Raw genomic sequence first — 18,948 nt, forward strand, 5'->3', positions numbered from 1 at the left:
ATTCCGATGCCATGCTCGAAGACAGCGCTCGCCTGACCTCCCTGATCTGCGGCACCGAGCCGCTCAACCGGATCTGGTCGCCTCGCGCGACGATCCAGCGGATGCTCGACGTCGAAGCCGCGCTTGCGCGTGCGCTCGCCGCGCAGCATGTGATTCCGGCCGCCGCGGTCGCCCCGATCGAACGCGCGTGCGACGCTGCCCGGCTCGACGCGGACGCGCTCGCGCAAGGCGCGGCGCTCGGCGGCAATCTCGCGATTCCGCTCGTCAAGCAGCTCACCGCGCAAGTCAAGGCCGACGACCCCGAGGCCGCGAAGTTCGTGCATTGGGGCGCGACGAGCCAGGACATCATCGACACCGCGACCGTGCTGCAGTTGCGCGACACGCTCGACGTATTGGAGCCGCTGCTCGACGAAGCATGCGCGTCGCTTGCGATGCTCGCGCGAACGCATCGCGCGACGCCGATGATCGGGCGCACGTGGCTGCAGCAGGCGCTCCCGATCACACTCGGCCTGAAGTTCGCGCAATGGCTCGATGCGCTGCTGCGTCATCGGGCGCGCTTCGCCGAGCTGCGCGCGCGTGCGCTGGTGCTGCAGTTCGGCGGCGCGGCCGGCACGCTGGCGAGCCTGCGCGAGCACGCGGCCGGCGTGAGCGCCGCGCTCGCGGCCGACCTGAAGCTCGCGTTGCCGGCCGTGCCATGGCATACGCAGCGCGACCGCATCGCGGAAGCCGCGTCGTGCTTCGGGATGTTGACCGGCACGCTCGGCAAGATCGCGCGTGACGTGTCGCTGCAGATGCAGACCGAAGTCGGCGAGCTCGGCGAACCGGCCGCCGCCGGCAAGGGCGGTTCGTCGACGATGCCCCACAAGCGCAACCCGGTCGGCTGCGCCGCCGTGCTGACTGCCGCAGTGCGCGCACCGAACCTTGTCGCGACCGTGTTCGCGGGAATGGTGCAGGAGCACGAGCGCGCGCTCGGCGGCTGGCAGGCCGAATGGGACGCATTGCCCGATCTCGCGCGGCTGACCGGCGGCGCGCTCGCGCAGATCGCGCAGATCGTCGCGGGCCTCGACGTGAACACCGAACGCCTTGCCGCGAACCTCGACCTGACGCACGGGCTGATTCTCGGCGAAGCGGTGATGCTCGCGCTCGGCGACCGGATCGGCAGGCTCGATGCGCATCACGTCGTCGAACATGCGTCGAAGGAGGCCGTGCGCACCGGCGCGACGCTGTTCGACGTGCTCGCCGCCGATGCGACCGTATCGGCCCACCTGTCGCGCGAAGCGCTTGCGCGGCTGCTCGATCCCGCACATTACGTCGGCGAGGCGCAGGCCTACGTCGACGCCGTGCTCGCGCTGCACGCGGGCGCGCATTAACCAGGAGAACCTTGAGATGCCCTTCGCCACTGTCAACGGCGTGAAACTGCATTACCGGATCGACCGTGCCGCGCGCGACGATGCGCCGTGGCTCGTCTTCTCGAACTCGCTCGGCGCGGACCTTCAGATGTGGGCGCCGCAGATTCGCCCGCTCTCGCAGCATTTCAACATCTTGCGCTACGACACGCGCGGTCACGGCCATTCCGAAGCGCCGGCCGGTTCGTACACCATCGATCAGTTGGCGGCCGACGTGATCGGCCTGCTCGATCACGTCGGCATCGGGCGCGCGCATTTCTGCGGGATTTCGATGGGCGGCCTGACCGGCGCCGCGCTCGCCGCACGCTTCCCGTCGCGCATCGTGCGTGCGGTGCTCGCGAACACGTCGGCCAAGATCGGTTCGCCCGAAGTATGGGCGCCGCGTGCGCAGAAGGCCCGCGCCGAAGGGATGAGCGCGCTCGCTGATGCGGTGCTGCCGCGCTGGTTCACCGACGCGTTCGTCGAACGCGAGCCACGCCTGTTCGATGCGATCCGCGACACGTTCGTGCATACCGACAAGGACGGTTATGCCGCGAACTGCGACGCGCTGAACGCCGCCGACCTGCGCGACGAAGTGACGGGCATCGGATTGCCGGTGCTCGTCGTGACCGGCGCGAAGGACATGTCGACGCCGCCCGATCAGGGCCGTGCGCTCGCTGCGGCGATTCCCGGCGCGCGTCACGTCGAATTCGACGCCGCGCATATTTCGAACATCGAGTGCACCGACGGGTTCAACCGTGCGCTGCTCGACTTCCTGACCGCGTGAGGTTTCGAAGATGGACGACCAGCAACGTTACGAAGCAGGGATGAAGGTGCGTCGCGCGGTGCTCGGCGACGCACACGTCGACCGCTCGATCGAGAACCGCACCGAGGTGACGGAGGAATTCCAGAACCTGATCACCCGCTATGCGTGGGGCGAGATCTGGACGCGCGACGGCTTGCCGCGCCATACGCGCAGCCTGCTGACGATCGCGATGATGGTCGCGCTGAACCGCGGCGAGGAACTTGCGCTGCATTTGCGCGCCGCGCGCAACAACGGCGTAACGCGCGACGAGATCAAGGAAGTGCTGCTGCAGACCGCGATCTACTGTGGCGTGCCGGCCGCGAATTCGGCGTTCCACCTCGCGGACAAGATCTTCAAGGAACAGGATGCGGCCGCTTAGATGCAGTCGCCCGGACGGGGCCGCGCAGGCGCGGCCGCCTGAGTACCGGCACTGATCCGGTCAAGCGGTCCGCCAATGCCGGCGGCCCGTGACGATCGACCGCGCACCGGCAGCGAATCGGTGCGCGAACGAAGGAAGGCGCGGCCACGAGGCCGCGCTTGTTGCATATATCAATGTTGGATGCGACCGGAGCCGGCGCCGAAGCGCCCGTTCCGGCCGACAAGGAGACTAGCGATGAACCGCACCCCCGTGGTCGATGTCCAGACCTTCATCAACGAGCAGCCGTTCGGCGGCTTTCAATGGCTCGTATTCCTCATGTGTTTCGTGATCGTCCTGCTCGACGGCTTCGATACGGCCGCGATCGGCTTCATCGCGCCGTCGCTGCTCGGCGAGTGGAACCTCACGAAACCCGATCTCGCGCCCGTGCTCAGTGCCGCGCTGTTCGGCCTTGCGTGCGGCGCGCTCGTGTCGGGCCCGTTGTCCGACCGCCTCGGACGCCGCGCGCTGCTGCTCGGCTCGGTGTTCCTGTTCGGCGTCGCGTGTTTCGTGTCGGCGTTTGCGAACACGATCGGGCACCTGACGGTCCTGCGTTTCATCACCGGCGTCGGGTTGGGCGCAGCGATGCCGAACGCGGTCACGATGATGGGCGAGTTCTGCCCGGACAAGCGCCGCGCGACCGTGATCAACCTGATGTTCTGCGGCTTCCCGCTCGGTGCCGCGTTCGGCGGTTTTCTCGCGGCCTGGATGATTCCGCATTTCGGCTGGCGCAGCGTGCTGATGCTTGGCGGCGTGACGCCGCTGCTGCTCGGGGTGCTGTTGCTGCTGAAGATGCCGGAGTCGGTGCGCTTCATGGTCGCGCACGGCCAGAGCGTCGACCGGATCCGCGGGACGCTGGCACGGATCTCGCGCGACGCGCTGAACGCAGGCTCGTTCGCGATGACCGAAGCCGCGCCGCAGACCGGCGGCAAGGGGCTCGGCGTCGTGTTGTCGCGCTCTTACATCGTCGGCTCGGTGATGCTGTGGATTGCGTACTTCATGGGCCTCGTGATCTTCTACGCATCGATCAACTGGATGCCGATCCTGCTGAAGGATGCCGGGCTCACGCCGAAGAGCGCGACGCTGATCTCCGCGCTGTTCCCGCTCGGCGGCGTCGGTGCAGTGCTGTGCGGCGTGCTGATGGACCGCTTCAACGCGAACCGCGTGATCGCCGTGTGCTATGCGCTGACTGCGATCAGCGTGTATGCGATCGGGCAGGCGGCCGGGAATGTGGGGTTGCTCGTGCTCGTCGTGTTCATCGCCGGCGTGCTGATGAACACCGCGCAATCGTCGATGCCGGCGCTCGCAGCGGCGTTCTATCCGACAGAAGGGCGCGGGACGGGCGTCGCATGGATGCTCGGTGTCGGCCGCTTCGGCGGGATCGCCGGATCGTTCCTCGTTGCCGAGCTGACGCGCCGGCACTTCTCGTTCGCGGGCGTGTTCGCGACGATCGCCGTCGCGGGCCTGCTCGCGTGCGTCGCGTTGCTGATCAAGCAGATGGCGCGGCCGCACGGCGTCGCGCAGCCGGCCGGCAAGATGGAATCGCTCGGGCATTGAGCGAAAGCAGGGCTGGGCGATGCACCGGCCCTGCAAGTGTTGCGATCGTCGCGGTGGCTGCTGCCTGCCAATCCGGTCAATACGCAACGTCGGCACGGGCCGCTTCAGCGGCCCGTTGCCATTGCGGCCGCCGCGCTACGGGCGCCGCTACTCCTCCGTGTCGTGTTCCTTGACGAAGCTGCGCAGGTACGCGCGCAGCGCCGCTTCCTGACTGCGATGATCGTCGTGGTTCGCGGCGCCCAGTTCTTCCTCGTCGCCAAACAGCGTGGGCGGCGCGCAGTACGTACCCACTTCCACGTTTTCGCGCAGCACGCGGATGTCGTGCGTGAGCGGGCGGTACTCGGCGACCCAGTGCATGCCCTCGATGCGTTCGCCGGCTTTCAGCAATGGCTTCATCGGCAATCTCCGTGCAGAGCAGCGGTGCAAGCGCCGAAGCGATTGCACGCGCCCGTCCCGAAAGGGTACGCCTGCATGGGATGAAGCTCAACGGGTACGCTGGTGAGTGCTCACTGCGGCAGCACGTGCGCGACGAGCGGATACAGCGACAGGATCAGCAGCACGGCCATCGTCACGTTGAAGATGCGCAGCGCGCGTCGGTTCGACAGGAAGCGGCGCAGGCCTTGGCCGAACGCGGCCCACAGGCTGATGCAGGGGAAGCCGATCAGGATGAACACGACGGCCATCCACGCGGCGTTCATCCCGTAATCGGCAGACAGGCGGATCGTCGTGGCGGCAGTCAGCACCATCATCCATGCCTTCGGATTGACCCACTGGAACGCGGCGGCTTCGATGAACGTCATCGGTCGCGGCTTGGCGCCGTGTGCCTTCACTTCGCCGGACGTGCCGATGCGCCAGGCCAGGTAAAGCAGGTAGGCGACGCTTGCCACTTCGAGAATCGTGTACAGCACGGGCACGCGGCGGAACGCCTCGCCGAGGCCGAAGCCGACGCACAGCATCAAGATCGCGACGCCGATGCTGATGCCGAACAGGTGCGGCATCGTGCGGCGGAATCCGAAATTGACGCCCGACGCGAGCAGCATCGTGTTGTTGGGGCCGGGCGTGATCGACGTGACGAGCGCGAACAGCATGCCGGCAGGCAATGCGCTGAGGGTGAGGAATTCCATCGCGAGGCTCCATTCGTGTTCTAGACCGGGATGGAGTTCAGTGTAGCGACGGTTTTATGTACAGTACCGGTACAGTTGGATTGACGATTGCCGGTACGGGAGGGGGCGAATAGGGGAAGTGAGGCATTGGCTCCCAGGAAAGTTGTCCGCAGCCTCGATATGTTGTCGTTGAATAAAAACCTGTCCTTCCCGACTCTGGGACGTGTTCCTCGAGCTTTTCAGGAAAGACGCTCGCCGGACGAGGCCGCGCAGCTACTGATTCGGTTGGCCCCACGCAACGTGGATTTCATACTAGTCCAATGTTAATCCGTCCACCGGTCGAATAGGATCGCGCGGGGTACTCCGTAAACGTTCCATAGAGACAGTTCATGTCGGTGAGTACGGTGATTTCCAATGCGACCGCGCGTGCGGGTGTCAACATCCATCAGTTTTACAGTCTGGACCTGATGGGTACACCCGATGCGGCGCTCGCCGACATCTACGCGTTTGACGGCACGCGCGGCATCGGCGAGCCAACCCGGTACACGATTCAATTCACTCATCCTCGGCATGACCTGTCGCGTAATGAGTTCCTGAATCGGATCGGCGCTTTCGTGATCCAGCCGCCGCCGCGTGACCGCTGGAGTCAGCCCGAAGGCGCGCGACGCGTGCAAGGCGTGGTGACGGAGTTTGCGTTGAAGGACACCAACCGAGACCAGTCACTCTACGAGATCGTGCTGGAATCGCGGCTCGCACTGTTGCGCAACGTGCCGAAATGCCGATTTTTTCTGGATATGACCATTCCGGAGATCATCGAGCAGATTCTGCGGGAGCACGAGTTCAACAAGATCTTCGCCGGCTTTGCATTCAAGCTGCACCGGACCTATCGCAAGCGCAGCTTCGTGATGCAATGGGGCGAAGATGACCTGGCGTTTATCACACGGCTGTGCCGTCGTTCCGGTATCTGGTTTGTGTGTGAGGAAGGCGAGCGCTGTGAGTTGGTGCGTTTCGGCGATGACTATGCGCACTATCGTCGCGACCCCGACCGCCTGACGGCCGCATACCGGCCGCACAGCGGACTGGAAACCCGCAGTGTCGAGTCGGTCAGCGTACTCGAAATGCGCGCGAAGACCTTGCCCGCGACCTACACGGTGCGCACGTTCAGCGCCGAGACGGCGGTATCCGAGCCGATCGAGACGGGCAGCCAGATCCACGAGGACCGCACCACGTATGGCGAGGCGTATGCGTGGGGGACGCCGAACCTGAGTGAGGACGAGGCGAAGGAAGAGGCGCAGCTGCGTCGCGAGGCGGCGCTGGCCGAGCAGGTCGAGTATCACGGCGAATGCGACATGCTGGATCTCACGCCCGGCTCGGTGCTGAAGCTGTCGAACCGGGCATTGCCTGACGCGAAGCACGGGCTGGTCGTGGTGCGGGTAACCTGCCGCGCGTCGCGCAAGCAAGCCTATCGCGTCGAATTCGACGCAATCCCATCCGATCGTCAGTACCGGATGCCGTTGAAGGAGGAAACCTGGCCCAGGATCGACGGGGTCATCACCGGAACGATCGCGTCGCCGGGCGGCTGGAAAGATCCCTATCTGGGCAAGGACGGCGATTACGTCGTCGACCTCCATATGGATCGCGACAAACGTGTGCCGGGCCTGCAAAGCTGTCCGATGCGCCTGGCCAAGCCGTTCGCTGGTCCGGGCCAGACCGGCTTTCACTTCGGGCTTGTCGAGGGCACTGTCGTCGGCGTGAGCTTCCTGTGGGGCTGCGTGGACTTGCCGTTCATCAGCCATGTGCTTCACACCGCCCAACATACGGACCCGATCGTCAGTGGCGTCCCCTGGGGCACGCGCAATACGCTTCGCACGCGCTCGAACAACACGCTGGAGATGGATGACCGCCAGGGGCGCGAGCACATCAAGATCGCTACCGAACACGGCAAGACGCAGCTGAACCTGGGTCATACGGTGGACCGGGACCAGCAACCCCGTGGCGAGGGTTTCGAGTTGCGCACGGACGATCGGGGGCACGTGCGCGCTGGCGGCGGCCTACTGGTGTCGTCCGACAAACAGGACAAGGCGATCGGGAAGACGACCGACATGCGGCCGGCAGCGAACCAGTTCGCGCTGACGCAGGCGCAGGCTCAGGGGCTGACCGATGCCGCCGCGGTGGCGCAGGCGGAGATCGCGGACCTGAAGGCGGAAAACGCGTGGCTCAAAGACGAGCTGACTAGCTTGAAGACGGCCGTGATCGCATTGTCCGCGCCGAACGGCATTGGTCTGGCGACGCCGGATCGGGTGATGGTGTCGGCCGGCAAGGATGTGAGCGTCGGTACGTCGTCACGCTTTAACGTGAATGCACTGCGCAACGTCGCGATTGCGGCCGGCGACGTGCTGTCGCTGTTCGCGCACAAGTTCGGCATCAAGATCTTCGCTGCACGTGGCAAGGTCCAGATGCAGGCGCAGTCGGATGCGATGGAACTGGTGGCGCAGAAGGACATGCGTATCACGAGTGCCGACGGCACCACGACGGTCAACGCTGCCAACGGGGTGGTGCTCGGCGGCGGCGGCACGGCGTATGTCAAGGTGCAGGGCGATAACGTCGAGATTGGCGGGGCCGGCTGCCTGATCCTGAGGGTCATCGAAATCCAGAAGCAAGGCCCGGGTGCGCTGTCGCTGCCGCCGCCGAAGTTCAACCAGGTCGATATTGCGCACGACGAGCGATTCATTCTCAGCGATGACATCACCGGCCGGCCGGTCGCGAACCGCCCATACAAGATACAACTGGCCAATGGCCAGATTGTCGAGGGCATCACCAGCGACAAAGGCGAGACCTCGTTGAGCCTGCAGGATGTTGCTCAAGGGATCAAGTTAATACTCCAGAACAATAAAGAAGCCTGACTCATGACCGACCAGTCCAACCCGCCAGACAATGCGACCAACGACGCCGAAGCGCCGAAGCCTTATCGGCACCCGTTTGCGACGCGTATCGTGCCGATGAAACGCGACCATCTGGGGCGACCGTATTGGGAGTCATTTCTTACGCCGACCAGTTTCCAGGTGCGCGCCGAGTGCCGTATTCCGCCGCATATGCCCGGTGTCATTATCTTCGTGCATGGTGTCAACTCCGACGGGGAGTGGTACGACGCAGCGGAAAGAGCGCTGTGCGATGGCCTCAACGATCGGCTGCGGCGCACGGACGAAACGGCTCTTATAGCCAACACATATACCGACGAACCGGCGCAGGATGGCGGGGTCCGGACTCGTCGGATCAAAAAAGCAGGACACTCACCGGTGATCCGCTTCTACTGGGGTTATCGTGCGGAGGACCGCAAGGAGGGCAATTGGCGCATCCCGCTGCGCAACCTGCGCGGCACGGACTTGTCGGCATGGGGCTCTCCTGATTGCACGAAGGAGAAAGGCCCGTGGTTCTGGGGCGGCGGTCCCTTTCAGAACGGCACCAACAACTTGCAGCAGCTGTGGAGTGAAGCGGGCTTCAAACGTCATGTACTCGGCTTCGACATGGAGACGTTGAATACGGAAGCCGATCGCCAGTTGCAGGATGCCCCGCCACGCTCTTACTACGCGCATGCGGCCCAGCGATTGGCCGACCTGATCGACCGCATTCGCGAAGAATGTCCACGCGATACGGTGACGGTAATGTCGCACAGCCAGGGCACCATGATTGCGATGGCCGCGACCGCGTTGTGCAAGACGCGCGCACCGGATGCCCTGTTCCTGATGAACTCTCCGTATGCGCTCGACGACAAGATCACGGACGCCCTGACCTGCGGAGCAGAGCGACCCACAGCCGAAGCACGCGTCAATACCTTCCGGAACATCGCAAACCGGATCAAGGCGGACAAACGCCTCTTTACCGAGGCGCAATTGCAGCAGTTGCAGTGTGGCGCGTCCGAGGAGATGGATTTCTGGCGACCGGACAACCAGCGAAAGTCGGGCGTCCATGAGCGCGACAATCACGGCCGACTGTACGTGTACTTCACGCCACACGATCGTGTCATGGGTGCGGTGCCGCTGCAAAGCATCGGTTGGCAAGGCATCGATGACAAACTGCTCGCCGAATTGGGCGATACCGTCAAGCAGCGCATGCTGGCGCGCAGTACGCCGGTTGGAGACGCCCCAGGCGTGAAGAAGTTCGGTACGTTGCCACCGACCCCGGACGACAAGCTCGTGCCCGGTGCAAAGCCGACGGATTTCTGGAATGGAAACCGGGCTATTTTTACGCCGCTCATGAAACTGTGGGCGGTACCTCATCCCGACAAAACCGTGACGATCAACGCGGAGGAGGTGCCGCAGCCGGTCACGGTGGAAGAAGTGGACGGCTTCGAGGACTCCCGCGCCGAAGCACCTCCCATGGGAAAGTGGGTTCCCGATCCGAACGATCAGAATCAGGGGCGATACGCCGATCCAGAATACCGATACATGCGGTCGATCTATCAACCTGCACGTACCGTGACGACTGCGGACATTTACAGCTCCACGCGCACGACTCGTTTCGAAACGCAAGACGAAATGCTGGAGCGACTCGACGGCTATCTTGCCGAGCCTCCCAATCACAGCACGCTGCCCAAGCATCAGGCGTTCATGCGTCGGGTGGCCGCCTACGATTTGCCAGTCGGTTTTTGTGATGCGTACGAGAGACCGGCGTTCTGGAACCGCCTGATGAAACTGGCCGACTGGACATGGGGCTATGACAATTACTTCGAAAGTGGGGCATCGCAAAGCATCATCAAGCCATCCTATATCGATTGGACGACAGTCGCCGACGAACAAAGCAAGGCCGAAGCAGAACAACTCCGGCAGCAGCAATGGAAAGGAGGAGCGTAATGAAATACGCCATAGGGATAATCGCGCTGGTCGCTTTCGTGCAGGGATGCACGGCGCAACCTCCGAAACGTCCGATCTTCAGACTGAGCGATTTTTGGAGTTCGACGCTCAAGGAATTACCGTATGACTCGCCGCCCCAAGTCATCTATCGGATCGACGGGCACCGCTTTGTAACGCTGGAACATTATCGTGATTGTTATCATGGAGACTCGTACTATAACGATACCCGTGCGGGAGTTCGAAAGTACTTGGGGCGAGGCATGTTCGAAAGTTTCCAGGGGCGTATTGTTAATGCTGACCCGACCGGAAAGAACATTGTTTTGCCGCTTGCATATCCGCCAAGAGCTTTTTGCGGAAACGGCGAAAAAGGTTGCGCAGTACCTCTTTGGTACTCGACGAATGGCGGGAAAACCTTCGCTACGATGATTTACATCAACAACAGCTTCGACACCTTCGAGAATTCGAAAAACTATACGGTGGTGGTCACAAGCGATAGCGTTTTCATTTCAAAAAGAATCAGTGAAACAGTGGCGGCATTTGACACCGACCGCTATCCACTCATTCCTGGATTTGTATATGGAGCAGGACGACTGCCGTTTGGTAAGCGCATTGAGTCTGACGCGAAGATTCCCAGCAACCTTCGAACACCTTCAGGCCAAGACCGCATCACCTGCGATGCATCAATCAAGCCGACTAACCCCGATGCACCGTTGGTACCCCGGTGAGGCGCATGGCCTTCATCGCAATAAAGACCTTCATCATGAAAACACCCGTATGCCTGGGCGACGCAACGACGCATGGCGGCGTCGTGAAACTGGCCGACTGGACATGGGGCTATGACAATTATTTCGAAAGTGGGGCATCCCAAAGCATCATCAAGCCATCCTGTATCGATTGGACGACAGTCGCCGACGAACAAAGCAAGGCCGAAGCAGAACAACTCCGGCAGCAGCAATGGAAAGGAGGAGCGTAGTGAGATACGCCATTGGGATAATCGCGCTGGTCGCTTTCGTGCAGGGGTGCACGGCGCAACCTCCGCAGCGCTCGACCTTCGGGCTCGGAGATTTCATGAGTTCGGCACTCAAGGTATTGCCGTATGACTCGCCGCCCCAGGTCATCTATCGGATCGACGACCACCGCTTTGTAACGTTGGAACGTTACCGGGACTGTCATCACGGTGAATCGTACTATAACGATACCCGTGCGGGAATTCGAAAGTACTTGGGGCGAGGTATGTTCGAAAATTTCCAGGGGCGTATTGTTAATGCTGACCCGACCGGAAAGAACATCGTTTTGCCGCTTGCATATCCGGATGGATTGATTTGCGGAAACGGAGAAAAAGGTTGTGCCGTGCCTCTTTGGTACTCGGCGAATGGCGGGAAAACCTTCGCTACGATGATTTACATCAATAACAGCTTCGATACGTTCGAGAATTCAAAGGATTACTCTGTTTACGTCACTAAGGACCGTCTCTATGTGGCGAATAAATGGGGGGGCGACGATGCCACCGTTGTGGAATATCCGATGGCACCCGGGATCGATTTGGACGAGCCCTATCCCCCTGGTATCAGCGGCGATAGCTTTCCCTTATCAAAGCGGCCCACTGTGTTTTCAAACCTTAAAACGCCGTCCGGCCAAGACCGCATCACCTGCGATGCATCAATCAAGCCGACTAACCCCGATGCACCGCTGGTACCCCGGTGAGGCGCATGGCCTTCATCGCAATAAAGACCTTCATCATGAAAACACCCGTATGCCTGGGCGACGCAACGACGCATGGCGGCGTCGTGAAACTGGCCGACAGGACATGGGGCTATGACAAGTACTTCGAGAGTGGGGCGCCCCAAAGCATCATCAAGCCATCCTGTATCGATTGGACGACAGTCGCCGACGAACAAAGCAAGGCCGAAGCAGAACAACTCCGGCAGCGGCAATGGAAAGGAGGAGCGTAGTGAGATACGCCATTGGGATAATCGCGCTGGTGGCTTTCGTGCAGGGATGCGTGGCACAACCTCCGCAGCGCTCAACCTTCGGGCTCGGAGATTTCATGAGTTCGGCACTCAAGGTATTGCCGTATGACTCGCCGCCCCAGGTCATCTATCGGATCGACGACCACCGCTTTGTAACGTTGGAACGTTACCGGGACTGTCATCATGGTGAATCGTACTATAACGATACCCGTGCGGGAATTCGAAAGTACTTGGGGCGAGGTATGTTCGAAAATTTCCAGGGGCGTATTGTTAATGCTGACCCGACCGGAAAGAACATCGTTTTGCCGCTTGCATATCCGGATGGATTGATTTGCGGAAACGGAGAAAAAGGTTGTGCAGTACCTCTTTGGTACTCGACGAATGGCGGGAAAACCTTCGCTACGATGATATACATCAACAATAGCTTCGACACCTTCGAGGATTCGAAGAACTATACGGTGGTAGTCACAAGCGATAGCGTTTTCATTTCAAAAAGAATCAGTGAAACAGTGGCGGCATTTGACACCGACCGCTATCCACTCATTCCTGGATTTGTATATGGAGCAGGACGACTGCCGTTTGGTAATCGCATTGAGTCTGACGCGAAGATTCCCAGCAACCTTCGAACACCTTCAGGCCAAGACCGCATCACCTGCGATGCATCAATCAAGCCGACTAACCCCGATGCACCGTTGGTACCCCGGTGAGGCGCATGGCCTTCACCACCATAAGGACCTTCATCATGAAAACACCCGTATGCCTGGGCGACGCAACGACGCATGGCGGCGTCGTCAAGACCGCATCGTCGACATTCGACCTCGACGGCCGCAAGGTTGCGCTGCTGCATGACGTCGTCACGTGTCCCGAGCATGGCGACAATCCGATCGTCGAATGCAGCGAGGGTTACAGCGAAGGCGGCCGCAAATGGGTCGTGCATATGTGCCGCACACACTGCGGCAGTCACGTGATCGCCAACAGCACGGGGATGAAAATCGCATGAGCAGGACGTGGGTGATCCCGAGCGTGGAGGAGTACCGGTACGGCAAGCCACCGTCAATCTGGTGGTGCGTGCTCGCTATCGCCGTCATTCAGACCGGGGGCATCGTCATTACGGCACTCACTTGGCCGCAGGGAAAGCCGGTGATGTCCGAGCTGTTCTTCGCGCGTGCCTTGCTGCTGCCGCTGCTGGTGTCGGGAGCCGTGTGCGCGGTGATCTATTCGGGCTACGAGGACTGGATCGAGCGCGTCGACTGGTGGAATTTCCTATGCCGCAGTGAGCGGGCGGCGTGGCGGCAATGGACGCAGGCTCACGTGGTCGTCGTCAACAGCATCACGCTGACACCGGAACCGGAACTGGCCGAGCGTCTGTTGGGACTCGAAGGCAGCGCGCCGATGCATCCCGGCAAGATTCTGGCCTTGCCCGAGACCGAGGATGCGGCGGGTGGGGCGCGGCTCGGGCCGATCCTCGAGCAGCTGGTAACGCCGTTCTCGGCCAGCCTCTCGCGCCATGCGCCGCGCCGGGTCGTCGATGTGATCCTGCAATCGAACGACAAGGATGATCTGACGGAGCTGCGAGCGGTCTGGCGGAAACTGAAGCTGCCTGATCTTGTGCAGTTCGGTTGGGTGCCGTTCGGTGCGCAGCAAACGCAAATTGATGCCTGGTTCGGCAAGAGCTGGCAATGCGATTTCCGGCTGGTGCTGGCCTGTCAACTGCATGCAGACGGTGAGGAGCCGGTTTGGTCGGAGGCGGCCGTGGCGATGCTGCTGACCTTGCCGCACGTGCTCGAGAGCTTCAAGGGAAAGCTGCGTCCGCAAGCGCGGCTGTTTCGCCCGATTGCGATGCCGTCCGATTCCGTGCTGGACGCGGTAGAAACGCTGCTGGCTGCGGAACAGACGCCGCGCGCGCGTATCCGGCATCTGTGGCTGAGTGATCTGCCGCCCCAAGGCCGGCATGCGACGCTCGGTGCGGTCAAGGAAACGGAGTTGGAACTGTCGGCGCACGATGTCGATCGCGCAATCGGCAAGCCGGGGCCGGTGAATGCGCTGTTGCTCCAGGCGCTCGCGGCGCAGATGGTGGCGCACGGACAGGGCGCGCAGATGGTCGCTACGCCGACTGCGCACAAGGTGCGGTTGAATCTGGTCGGTACACAGCCTGCGCCCGTGCCTCGCGTCGAGGCGGAGTATATGCGCTCGCTCAGCCTGTCGGTCACAGTGGGCGGATCCTGCTGCCTTCTCCTGATCATGGTGGCGCTGAATGCTTTGGGCGCTTCCTCTGGATGGTTCTGGGCGTGCCTAGCCGGGTTTGTGTTCCTGTTTCTGATCCAGATTGGCGGTTCGTTTCTGAGGCGGCGCTTGCTGGAGGACGACTTCTACCAGAAATTGTGGCGCGCAGGAGCACGGATATGAGGGGGCACGATGCATGGCTGGGTGATAAGACTGAACATGCCGCTCACTATCGATGGTGCGGAGGCGCGCGGTGTTTGATTGCATCAGGAAAGTCCTGCAATGCGTGCGGCTTCGGCCGCCTCGCTGAATTTGCCCTTCTTTAGCCAAGTAGAAATCGAAAGTATTCCCCGCAGTTGAAGCGCTGCACCGAACACCTGTTCGCAGATCCCACAGTTGGACAAATACGAGAACCGATAGATTTTCGCGGCCTCTGCCTGACCACCGAGGCTGAGTCGTAGAAACGTATACGCTGCGCACATGGCTGGATGCGTGAAGCGGCAATTCGGATCGACACCCTTTCCGAGAGCCCGACAAGTATGGTTGCTCCTCGAAATACCCGTCCCGATTCTCGTTACGTTGTCCGCGTGAATGATCATGCGTGCAACGATCATCGCCACGCAATCCTTGGCGTCACCGCAGCGGAAGCGGCGGCAGAGGCCGAAATGGATCGCGTCGCAGCGCATCCCGGGATCGTGAGTGCGTTGCGCGCTTTCGACTTGCCGGATGCGCAAGCGAATCCCGATCCACCCGCCATCGTGCCGCAATCGCCGAGCAAGGTCCCGGCCGATCCGAGCGTGCCGCGAGGATCCCGGTGGCGCATCGGGATTTCAAACAGGCCCGCGAGGCCCGCTCGCCGTATCTGACAGCCCATGATCGGCGCCTTCGATGATGCGGTACGTCATCGAGCGGGCAGACAGACACGCCTGCAGATAATTGGTGATTGCCGTGTGCGGCACGATCTGGTCGTGCTCCGATTCGACGATCAGGACGTCGCCGGCAAATCGGGCCAACGCGCGCAGCGCGCGGTTGTCGGACGCCGGCACGATCCGTTTGCGATACGCGACGAGGTCGTGTTCCACGTGCAGCGCCCGCTTCGGCGTATTCCAGCCATCGTCGAGATAGAGCGCCGGTACGCGCAGGCCCAGCCAGCGTACGGGGCGCAGCTCCGTCAGGATGGTCGCGAGGTAGCCGCCGTAGCTGCTGCCGACCACGGCGATGGCATCGCGATCGACCATCGGAGTACGGTGATTTTGCTATCAAACTGTAAGAGAGGCTGCCGTGAAATCCTCGACATGGGTATTAATGCAAATTCATCTTGATGACGGGTGTCTTCATAATTTGGGAAGGATTAATTGTTCTAGCGTCGACGGATGCATTTAACCTGACGTTTTTGCGAGGTGCGTAATACTTGAAGTGTCGAATTGATGCCGATTGGTAATTGTAAAAAACGCGAATTCACCCGACGTGTTGTGGATGGCGGGCAAAATTTTTCTTGCGCTACTTAATTTTGTTAACTTAGGATTGAGGCTCGTTGATAGCGGGCGTTTATATCGGGGACGGAAAAGCTTTCAAATCTATTCGGCGAGGCGGTGACGAGAAATGGTTTTGTATGGATGAAATTGTTCCCGGGAATCGCGACTGAGCGTGAGACGGGAACTGCCGTTTCTCGAATTCGGAAAGCATTTTATTTCAATCGATACCCATCTATGTCCGCGAGCAGGGCAGGCAGTGTAACGGCCATATTAAGCTATTGGGTAGCGCCGTGCGTTGCGTCTTCTGCCGCTACCGTATGTATGAATATCCACGACTGAATGGAATTCCGTGTGCATAAATGTGTTCGCGGCGGCTGGCGGAATGATGACGATATGGGCGCTCGACCTTTATTTATGATTAATGTATAGGCCTCATTTCGATTGAATGTGGTGTCGGGTGGATTTCTGATGGCGCTCGGATTATGAGCTGCGTCGAATTCGTGAGCCGAGCGACGCGTTGATCGCATTTCGTTGGTCTAGAGAGGGCCGAGTAAAATGTTGATTGAGATTTCTGATGGCGAAAAAAATATTCGGATAACTATCGGGGTTTCGACGTCGCGTCGGCCGAATGGCGCGACTGGCGCTGGCAGCAACGAAACACCATCCGCGAGGAAGCATCGCTGCGCGAGGCCTGCGGCGGCTGGTCTGACGAACTGAGTTCACACATTCAGAACAATCTGAACGGCCGCAAGCTCCAGATTACCCCCTATTACCTCCGCTTGATTCGCGACTCGCAGGGCGACACGGACATCATCCGGAATCCGCTCTGGCGCCAGGTCGTCCCCTTCTGGAGCGACGAAATTGTCGGCGGTTACGACGGCGAATCGGAAAATTGGGAACTCGCGCATGAAATGAAGACGCCGATCTGTCAGCACAAGTACGACAATCGCGTTATTTTGCGCATGGTCAATACGTGCAACTCGTATTGCCAGTTCTGCTTCGAGGCGCTCCGCACGCTTGAAGTCAATAGCGAAAAGACCAAGGCCAGCCGGGACACGTTCGGCGAAAGCGTGGCCTATATCAAGCAGAATCCGGCGATCGAGGAGGTCATTCTGAGTGGCGGCGATCCGCTGATGCTCTCCGACGCCAAGCTCGACGAGCATCTCTCCGCCCTCCGCGATATCGGACGCGATCTCCTGATCCGGATTCATTCCAGATCGCTCACCTTCAATCCGTACCGGGTCACCGATCAGTTGGTCGCAATGCTCGAACGGTATCGGGTGAACTCGTTCGGCGTTCACGTTTGCCATCCGGACGAACTTAGCCCGGCCTTCACGGACGCAGTGAAGCGGATTCGCTCGGCGGTGCCGATCGTCTTTTCCAACATGCCGTTCCTGCGCGGCATCAACGATGACGAGGAGACGCTGCATCGACTCTTCATCGAACTGTATCGCCGAGGCGTCAAACCGTACTACCTGTATCACTTCATGCCGTTCTCGCCGGGCGCGTCGGTCTACAAGGCCTCGATCCGCGACGCCATTCGCATCATGAACCGACTGAAGCGGCGCGTTTCGAACGTCGCGATGCCGGAGTACGTGCTGCCTCATGCGAAAGGGAAGTTTACGGTGCCGCTGTTCGAAGACGAGGGCGACATCCCGCAGTTTGTGGAAACCGGCGAACAACGCATCTACCGGTTCGTCAACTGGCAGGGCGAAACGTGCGACTGGATCGACAGTTGAACGGGCGCCAGGCGGTGTGCGGACTGACTCCTCATCCAGGTGAAAACATGCGACAAGACGCGGTTTTGTTTGTGCAAATCGAGGGCTCCTTGCTGTCGTTGACCAGCTATCGCGATTATCACTTCGAGGTCGCTCGCAAGATGGGGCTCGCGTGCCTGACGGCTGTCGTGTGCCAGCACGTGCAGGCGGACGGCGATGCAGGCGCGGGGCACGACGACACGTGGCGGCTCGATTCACTTTCCGTCGAATCGCTGCTGAGGTTGCTCGAGCGTCTCGACGCGCACTATGACGTGAAGGCGGTCTTTTGTTATGCCGGGCAGGCGTCGGCCTATGGCGAAGTCGGCGCGGTGGTCGCCGAGGTTTGCAGGATGACCGGCCGAGTCCATTCTCCGCCGGCGGCCGTCGCCGCCTGCAACAACAAATTCCTGATGCGTGCGACGCTGCACGAACGGGGGGTACGGTCGATTCGGCACGCAATGTGCAGCGATATCGACTCATTGCGCGAAGCCGCCGACGCAGTGGGCTATCCGCTGATCGCGAAACCGCCGTACGGCGCGGGCTCGGCCTTTACCGCCAAATGCCGCGACTGGGACGAATTGCGCGATCACTATCAGCGATTCACGGCGCAACATGGTCAGGCAGTGGTCTCGGACTACTACGGCATGCCGCACGACGTCCGCGCCGGTGACGGTGCCCCGGTTCACTATGAGCCGGGCAAGAGCATCTTGCTTGAACAGTACATTGACGGCGTCGAAGGCAGCGTCGAATGCGTGATCGTGGACGATAAGGTTTATCCGGTGCTGATCAACGAAAAGCTGATCCTGACCGAGAAGCTCGGCACTGTGCTGGAAAATCTGCTGATCTCGCCGCCGGTGTCCTTTCCGGCGCCCGCGATCGCCGAGATCAATCGGTATGCGGTCGATTGTCTCGAAGCGATCGGCTTGCGCAACGCGATCGTGCACCTCGAGTTCCGCCTGTCGGCCGCCGGCCCGATTGTCATCGAGATCAATCCGCGGCTCGGCGGACTTTATGTGAACGCGGCGCTTAAGGACATCGCCGGCCTCGATCCGTACGAGCTCTATCTGCTGATGCTGACACAGGCGTCCGGGCTGCACGAACACATGCGCAGCGCTTGCGCGCGCGTGGCGGACGGGCGTCAGCATTACTCGATGTTCGCGCTGTTTCCAGAGGCGAGCGGAACCTTCAACGGAATCCACGGGCTCGATTCCGTAGTCGCCGATCCCGCGATCATCGAATGCAAGGTCGCTTGCCCGGTAGGTAGCCAGGTTCGAGCGGACATCGAGGAAAACTATCTGCTGAAGGGCTGGGCGGCAGTGAATGGACGCGCTCATGCGATCGACCTCTATGATCGGATCGTGCGCGAGCTCGAGCCGGAAATCGTTTCGTGAACGAATGGCTCGACGCA

Annotated in this window: 18 protein-coding genes and 1 pseudogene; 15 read left to right on the plus strand and 4 right to left on the minus strand. The window is 61.0% G+C overall.

Annotation, left to right across the window (positions count from 1 at the left end):
* Positions 1-11: 11 nt before the first annotated feature.
* The 4 genes from KDW55_RS22330 to KDW55_RS22345 all read left to right on the plus strand — a co-directional run bounded on the left by KDW55_RS22330 (position 12) and on the right by KDW55_RS22345 (position 4,162).
* Entirely contained in the window at positions 12-1,370 is a 1,359-nt protein-coding gene (locus KDW55_RS22330; RefSeq protein ID WP_040138993.1) for a 3-carboxy-cis,cis-muconate cycloisomerase, read from the plus strand.
* Between the two features lie 16 nt (positions 1,371-1,386).
* Positions 1,387-2,172: a 3-oxoadipate enol-lactonase gene (gene pcaD / locus KDW55_RS22335; RefSeq protein ID WP_069242505.1), complete on the plus strand. Its 786-nt coding sequence runs from the start codon at positions 1,387-1,389 to the stop codon at positions 2,170-2,172.
* A gap of 10 nt (positions 2,173-2,182) precedes the next feature.
* The gene (pcaC, locus tag KDW55_RS22340; RefSeq protein ID WP_040138995.1) at positions 2,183-2,569 is read left to right on the plus strand and encodes a 4-carboxymuconolactone decarboxylase; all 387 of its coding nucleotides are present in this window, start codon (positions 2,183-2,185) and stop codon (positions 2,567-2,569) included.
* 234 nt (positions 2,570-2,803) lie between these two features.
* Positions 2,804-4,162: an MFS transporter gene (locus KDW55_RS22345; protein WP_069242506.1), complete on the plus strand. Its 1,359-nt coding sequence runs from the start codon at positions 2,804-2,806 to the stop codon at positions 4,160-4,162.
* Between the two features lie 147 nt (positions 4,163-4,309).
* Here KDW55_RS22345 and KDW55_RS22350 read toward each other — a convergent pair whose 3' ends face one another.
* A complete protein-coding gene (locus KDW55_RS22350) occupies positions 4,310-4,558 on the minus strand; it encodes a hypothetical protein (RefSeq protein WP_069243471.1) in 249 nt (82 codons plus the stop codon).
* 110 nt (positions 4,559-4,668) lie between these two features.
* Positions 4,669-5,286, minus strand: a complete 618-nt coding sequence (locus KDW55_RS22355) for a LysE family translocator (RefSeq protein WP_040138998.1) — start codon at positions 5,284-5,286, stop codon at positions 4,669-4,671.
* A 368-nt stretch (positions 5,287-5,654) separates the two neighbouring features.
* Here KDW55_RS22355 and vgrG point away from each other — a divergent pair, with 368 nt between their 5' ends.
* From vgrG to KDW55_RS22400, 9 genes are read left to right on the plus strand one after another with little or no spacing between them, the layout of a single operon-like run.
* Entirely contained in the window at positions 5,655-8,168 is a 2,514-nt protein-coding gene (vgrG, locus tag KDW55_RS22360; protein ID WP_212198039.1) for a type VI secretion system tip protein VgrG, read from the plus strand.
* Between the two features lie 3 nt (positions 8,169-8,171).
* A complete protein-coding gene (locus KDW55_RS22365) occupies positions 8,172-10,115 on the plus strand; it encodes a DUF3274 domain-containing protein (protein ID WP_212198040.1) in 1,944 nt (647 codons plus the stop codon).
* Positions 10,115-10,840 (plus strand): hypothetical protein, encoded by a 726-nt coding sequence (locus KDW55_RS22370; RefSeq protein WP_212161133.1) that lies wholly within the window; start codon positions 10,115-10,117, stop codon positions 10,838-10,840. The genes KDW55_RS22365 and KDW55_RS22370 overlap by 1 nt, the downstream gene beginning before the upstream one ends.
* Before the next feature lie 5 nt (positions 10,841-10,845).
* Positions 10,846-11,088, plus strand: a complete 243-nt coding sequence (locus KDW55_RS22375; RefSeq protein WP_144245335.1) for a hypothetical protein — start codon at positions 10,846-10,848, stop codon at positions 11,086-11,088.
* Positions 11,088-11,819 (plus strand): hypothetical protein, encoded by a 732-nt coding sequence (locus KDW55_RS22380; RefSeq protein ID WP_349252610.1) that lies wholly within the window; start codon positions 11,088-11,090, stop codon positions 11,817-11,819. Before KDW55_RS22375 ends, KDW55_RS22380 begins: the two co-directional genes overlap by 1 nt.
* 5 nt (positions 11,820-11,824) lie before the next feature.
* Positions 11,825-12,067, plus strand: coding sequence for a hypothetical protein (locus KDW55_RS22385; RefSeq protein WP_212148002.1), 243 nt, complete (start codon positions 11,825-11,827; stop codon positions 12,065-12,067).
* Positions 12,067-12,792 (plus strand): hypothetical protein, encoded by a 726-nt coding sequence (locus KDW55_RS22390; RefSeq protein WP_349252611.1) that lies wholly within the window; start codon positions 12,067-12,069, stop codon positions 12,790-12,792. The genes KDW55_RS22385 and KDW55_RS22390 overlap by 1 nt, the downstream gene beginning before the upstream one ends.
* 35 nt (positions 12,793-12,827) lie before the next feature.
* A complete protein-coding gene (locus KDW55_RS22395) occupies positions 12,828-13,085 on the plus strand; it encodes a PAAR domain-containing protein (protein WP_040139001.1) in 258 nt (85 codons plus the stop codon).
* Positions 13,082-14,491, plus strand: coding sequence for a hypothetical protein (locus tag KDW55_RS22400; RefSeq protein ID WP_040139002.1), 1,410 nt, complete (start codon positions 13,082-13,084; stop codon positions 14,489-14,491). Before KDW55_RS22395 ends, KDW55_RS22400 begins: the two co-directional genes overlap by 4 nt.
* Positions 14,492-14,574: 83 nt before the next feature.
* Here the strand turns inward: KDW55_RS22400 and KDW55_RS22405 are convergent, their stop codons facing one another.
* On the minus strand, positions 14,575-14,994 hold the full coding sequence (locus KDW55_RS22405) for a hypothetical protein (protein ID WP_212161130.1): 420 nt from the start codon (positions 14,992-14,994) through the stop codon (positions 14,575-14,577).
* A gap of 165 nt (positions 14,995-15,159) precedes the next feature.
* Positions 15,160-15,561: pseudogene (locus KDW55_RS22410) on the minus strand (YqiA/YcfP family alpha/beta fold hydrolase); the annotation flags it as partial.
* A 1,001-nt stretch (positions 15,562-16,562) separates the two neighbouring features.
* On the opposite strand from KDW55_RS22410, the gene KDW55_RS22415 reads away from it, so the two are divergent.
* Positions 16,563-17,522: a radical SAM protein gene (locus KDW55_RS22415; RefSeq protein WP_249174029.1), complete on the plus strand. Its 960-nt coding sequence runs from the start codon at positions 16,563-16,565 to the stop codon at positions 17,520-17,522.
* Positions 17,519-18,931, plus strand: coding sequence for an ATP-grasp domain-containing protein (locus KDW55_RS22420; RefSeq protein WP_249174028.1), 1,413 nt, complete (start codon positions 17,519-17,521; stop codon positions 18,929-18,931). Before KDW55_RS22415 ends, KDW55_RS22420 begins: the two co-directional genes overlap by 4 nt.
* Positions 18,932-18,948: the final 17 nt, after the last annotated feature.

Origin of the sequence: Burkholderia sp. AU19243, from assembly GCF_018148075.1 — a bacterium.
GTDB lineage: Bacteria > Pseudomonadota > Gammaproteobacteria > Burkholderiales > Burkholderiaceae > Burkholderia > Burkholderia latens_A.

Excerpts from the sequence above, each read along its gene's own strand:
- KDW55_RS22405 (WP_212161130.1), bottom strand. The coding sequence starts at position 14,994 with ATGCGCTGCGACGCGATCCATTTCGGCCTCTGCCGCCGCTTCCGCTGC.
- KDW55_RS22350 (WP_069243471.1), bottom strand. The coding sequence starts at position 4,558 with ATGAAGCCATTGCTGAAAGCCGGCGAACGCATCGAGGGCATGCACTGG.
- KDW55_RS22345 (WP_069242506.1), top strand. The coding sequence starts at position 2,804 with ATGAACCGCACCCCCGTGGTCGATGTCCAGACCTTCATCAACGAGCAG.
- KDW55_RS22330 (WP_040138993.1), top strand. The coding sequence starts at position 12 with ATGCTCGAAGACAGCGCTCGCCTGACCTCCCTGATCTGCGGCACCGAG.
- vgrG (WP_212198039.1), top strand. The coding sequence starts at position 5,655 with ATGTCGGTGAGTACGGTGATTTCCAATGCGACCGCGCGTGCGGGTGTC.
- KDW55_RS22375 (WP_144245335.1), top strand. The coding sequence starts at position 10,846 with ATGGCCTTCATCGCAATAAAGACCTTCATCATGAAAACACCCGTATGC.
- pcaC (WP_040138995.1), top strand. The coding sequence starts at position 2,183 with ATGGACGACCAGCAACGTTACGAAGCAGGGATGAAGGTGCGTCGCGCG.
- KDW55_RS22395 (WP_040139001.1), top strand. The coding sequence starts at position 12,828 with ATGAAAACACCCGTATGCCTGGGCGACGCAACGACGCATGGCGGCGTC.
- KDW55_RS22370 (WP_212161133.1), top strand. The coding sequence starts at position 10,115 with ATGAAATACGCCATAGGGATAATCGCGCTGGTCGCTTTCGTGCAGGGA.
- KDW55_RS22385 (WP_212148002.1), top strand. The coding sequence starts at position 11,825 with ATGGCCTTCATCGCAATAAAGACCTTCATCATGAAAACACCCGTATGC.
- pcaD (WP_069242505.1), top strand. The coding sequence starts at position 1,387 with ATGCCCTTCGCCACTGTCAACGGCGTGAAACTGCATTACCGGATCGAC.
- KDW55_RS22365 (WP_212198040.1), top strand. The coding sequence starts at position 8,172 with ATGACCGACCAGTCCAACCCGCCAGACAATGCGACCAACGACGCCGAA.
- KDW55_RS22355 (WP_040138998.1), bottom strand. The coding sequence starts at position 5,286 with ATGGAATTCCTCACCCTCAGCGCATTGCCTGCCGGCATGCTGTTCGCG.
- KDW55_RS22400 (WP_040139002.1), top strand. The coding sequence starts at position 13,082 with ATGAGCAGGACGTGGGTGATCCCGAGCGTGGAGGAGTACCGGTACGGC.